We start from the raw sequence: 3280 nt of genomic DNA, 5'->3' as shown, positions 1-3280 counted from the left end.
AATCTAGAATCTGTACCTATAGCTCTTGACACTTCATTAATATCCGCTCCAGTATGCTCACATAATTCCGACAAAGCATTTACTGAAGATACACGTTGTGCCAAAAATGCATTTGCTGTTAATTTGGACAATTCCGAAGACCAAACGTTGGTGGTTAATATATTTTCTGTAGGTACCCAATTGGCATACACATCAACTAAAGCCTGAATGGCTTTTTTTCCTGCTACCGTTTCGTTACCACCAATAAGCACTCGGTCCGGATTCATTAAATCGCTTACCGCGGTTCCTTCCGCCAAAAATTCTGGGTTGGATAACACCTCAAAATTGACGCCATTCCCTGTATTTTTTAATATATTTTGAATCGCTTCTGCTGTTCGTACTGGAAGTGTCGATTTTTCTATAACAATCTTATCCGTAGTTGCTACTGCTGCTATTTGACGCGCACACAATTCAATATATTTTAAATCTGCTGCCATCCCTTTCCCTACTCCGTAAGTCTTTGTTGGGGTGTTTACTGAAATAAAAATTGCATCCGCTTGCTGAATCGCTTGATCTACATTTGTTGAAAAAAATAAATTTATGCCACGTGTTGCTTTTACTATTTCATCTAATCCTGGCTCATAAATTGGCAATTTGCTAAAATCATCTGAATTCCAATCGGCTATCCGCTGCGCGTTTAAATCTACTACGTGTACTTTTATTTCTGGACTCTTATTCGCTATTACAGCCATCGTTGGACCTCCAACGTAACCAGCTCCAATACAACAAATGTTTTTTATCATAATTTATTTTGTAACAAAAAATTACTTTTAAAGTCTAATATTCAACAATTTTTAACCAGTTTTTGATTGTAAATTTTAAATATAAATTTTACTTAAAATCGATGCAAAAATACAATTAAAAAAACAAGAAATGGTTGAAATCGAATTTTCATTTTTGCGAATATATATCAACAAAACGTTAAAACTCTGCAAATAAGACATAAATTAAACAACTATTTGATTTGCAAATATTTAAATATAAATATATTTTACACTTACAAAAAAACATTTTTATTATATACTTTTTCCTATTTTTGATTGAAAATAATTATTTAACCGCTTAATTATGAAAAAAAAATTACTTATTATTTGCTTTTTTGCGTCATTTAATTTTATAAATGCTCAAAATATCGAATACAACAAATGGTCTATTGAACTTGATGCCGGCGCTTTAAAGACATTTAGCCTAGCTTCTCCTGGTCACTTTACAAAAGTACCTGAATTTATTGCTGGTAATTTTGGAATTCGATATGCACTAAACACCAAGTTTGGAATAAAAGCTGATTTTGGATATCTGGATATTAATAATGACGATAATTCAATTGAATTCGAAACTATTTATTATCGAGGTTCAATACAAGGAGTTATTAATCTAGGAAATATAATGGGCTTCAGAACTACTGCCTTTAAAAATATCGGATTGTTATTCCATGGTGGTGGAGGTTTATCTTTTTTTGATTACAACACCGAAGGAAACACTGATGATGAATTAGCCGTAAACTTTATTCTTGGCCTGACACCACAGTTAAAATTATCAAAAAGGGTTACTTTTCATACTGATCTAAGCTATTCCAGACATTTAGGACAAAACTTCAACTGGGATGGTGCAGAAAACGTAACTGATTTTGGATCATTATTAACAGCGACTGCTGGTTTTACCATTCACTTAGGCAAACATGAAAATCATGCAGATTGGACAATTGAGGACGGAGCTAGCTCAAAACAACTTGAAGAATTGAGCAATAAAATAGCAAATATTGAAGCCGATTTAATTGACACCGATCAAGACGGTGTGGCCGATTATTTAGATCGTGAACCTAATACAACATCTGGAGTAACTGTAAACACTAAAGGGGTTACTATTGATAATAACAGAAATGGAATCCCTGATGAATTTGAAACTGCTCTGGACAGAAAGTACGCAAACGACACTCCCACTGCAGTTACAACTGCCCCAGAAGTCTCTTATGATGAAGCCATCAAGAAACTTTTGAGTGAAGGCTATGTCAACGTTTATTTCAATACAGCAAGTGCTACACCAAGCATTTATTCACTTGATGCTATTAACTATTTAATAGAATACATGAAAGAACACCCAAACGCTCAGGCTGAACTAATCGGTTTTGCTGACCAAAGAGGTAGCGACGCATTTAACTCTAGTCTTTCTTCAAGAAGAGCTAAAAAAGTATATGATATTTTAATTGAATCAGGAATAGCTCCTGAGAGATTATTGCATACAGGAAACGGAGAAACAGCTTCTGGAAGCTCCAAAGAATCATTACAATTAAGGAGAAAGGTAACCTTTAAATTAAAATAGAGCCCAACATCAACATACTAACACTATTCCAACAATAAAAGGGAGCCATATAGGCTTCCTTTTTTGTTTGCCTTGTTCGTTTTTAAATTTTAATAAATAACATTTAGCTTTATGAATTTGCCGAATTACTAAAATTAGATAATCATTTGATTCAATAATCCGTAAACAAAAAATTAGAATCAAAAACTAGAGCTAAAAAATTTGAACTTATAGTTTTAAAACAATTTCCTTGATACAAATTTTGATCGTAAAATACTTATGCAAACTATTAAAATAGAAAATTTTACATCAAGAATAAATTTGAAACACCGCGTCAATACAGATAAAGCACACTTAAATTGACAGCCACAAATACTACAAGATACTGTTTACTTGCACAAAAAAATTGTAAATAATAAGCACAGAATAACATTTCAAATAGACCTCAACTAAAAAAAGCCTCCTGATATATCAGAAGGCTTTTATTTATAAAAAAACTACAAAATTACTTTTTGAATTTTGCATATTTGTTTTTAAACTTATCTATTCGTCCAGCTGTATCAATAAGCTTAGATTTCCCTGTATAAAATGGGTGTGATGTTCTGGAGATTTCCAGTTTGATCACCGGATACTCAACACCGTCTATTTCAATAGTCTCTTTTGTATTTGCTGCTGATTTAGTAATAAACACGTCATCATTAGACATGTCTTTAAAAGCTACTAATCTATAATTCTCTGGGTGAATACCTTGTTTCATTGCTAAAAATCTTTTCGTTTTCGGATTGCAAAAATACGCTTTTATTATAATTACACAACAACAATTCTATTTTTTTTGTAAAATACTACTACTCACTAACATTCAATAGTTGAAATTACAATGGCTTGAAAAAACTCATTATTGTAATTCCGCAAATTACCATGCACGGCACACAACATAAAAAAC

The 3280-nt window shown here is 32.3% G+C and carries 3 protein-coding genes; 1 reads left to right on the top strand and 2 read right to left on the bottom strand.

All coding sequences use genetic code 11. The features are described 5' to 3' along the window. Positions 1-782: nucleotide sugar dehydrogenase (locus GMC_RS0103640; RefSeq protein WP_010520858.1), on the bottom strand; the 782-nt coding region annotated here is incomplete at its 3' end. 325 nt (positions 783-1107) lie between these two features. Here GMC_RS0103640 and GMC_RS0103635 point away from each other — a divergent pair. Then, on the top strand, positions 1108-2358 hold the full coding sequence (locus GMC_RS0103635; RefSeq protein ID WP_010520857.1) for an OmpA family protein: 1251 nt from the start codon (positions 1108-1110) through the stop codon (positions 2356-2358). Positions 2359-2842: 484 nt separating this feature from the next. Here GMC_RS0103635 and GMC_RS0103630 read toward each other — a convergent pair whose 3' ends face one another. Then, on the bottom strand, positions 2843-3094 hold the full coding sequence (locus GMC_RS0103630) for a type B 50S ribosomal protein L31 (protein ID WP_010177497.1): 252 nt from the start codon (positions 3092-3094) through the stop codon (positions 2843-2845). Positions 3095-3280 lie beyond the last annotated feature (186 nt).

The organism is Aquimarina agarivorans, assembly GCF_000218485.1.
Classification (GTDB): domain Bacteria; phylum Bacteroidota; class Bacteroidia; order Flavobacteriales; family Flavobacteriaceae; genus Aquimarina; species Aquimarina agarivorans.
This window is presented reverse-complemented; position numbering and strand designations above follow the sequence as displayed.

Bases quoted from the DNA above. Each gene is read 5' to 3' on its own strand.
- GMC_RS0103635 (WP_010520857.1), top strand. From the start codon at position 1,108: ATGAAAAAAAAATTACTTATTATTTGCTTTTTTGCGTCATTTAATTTT.
- GMC_RS0103630 (WP_010177497.1), bottom strand. From the start codon at position 3,094: ATGAAACAAGGTATTCACCCAGAGAATTATAGATTAGTAGCTTTTAAA.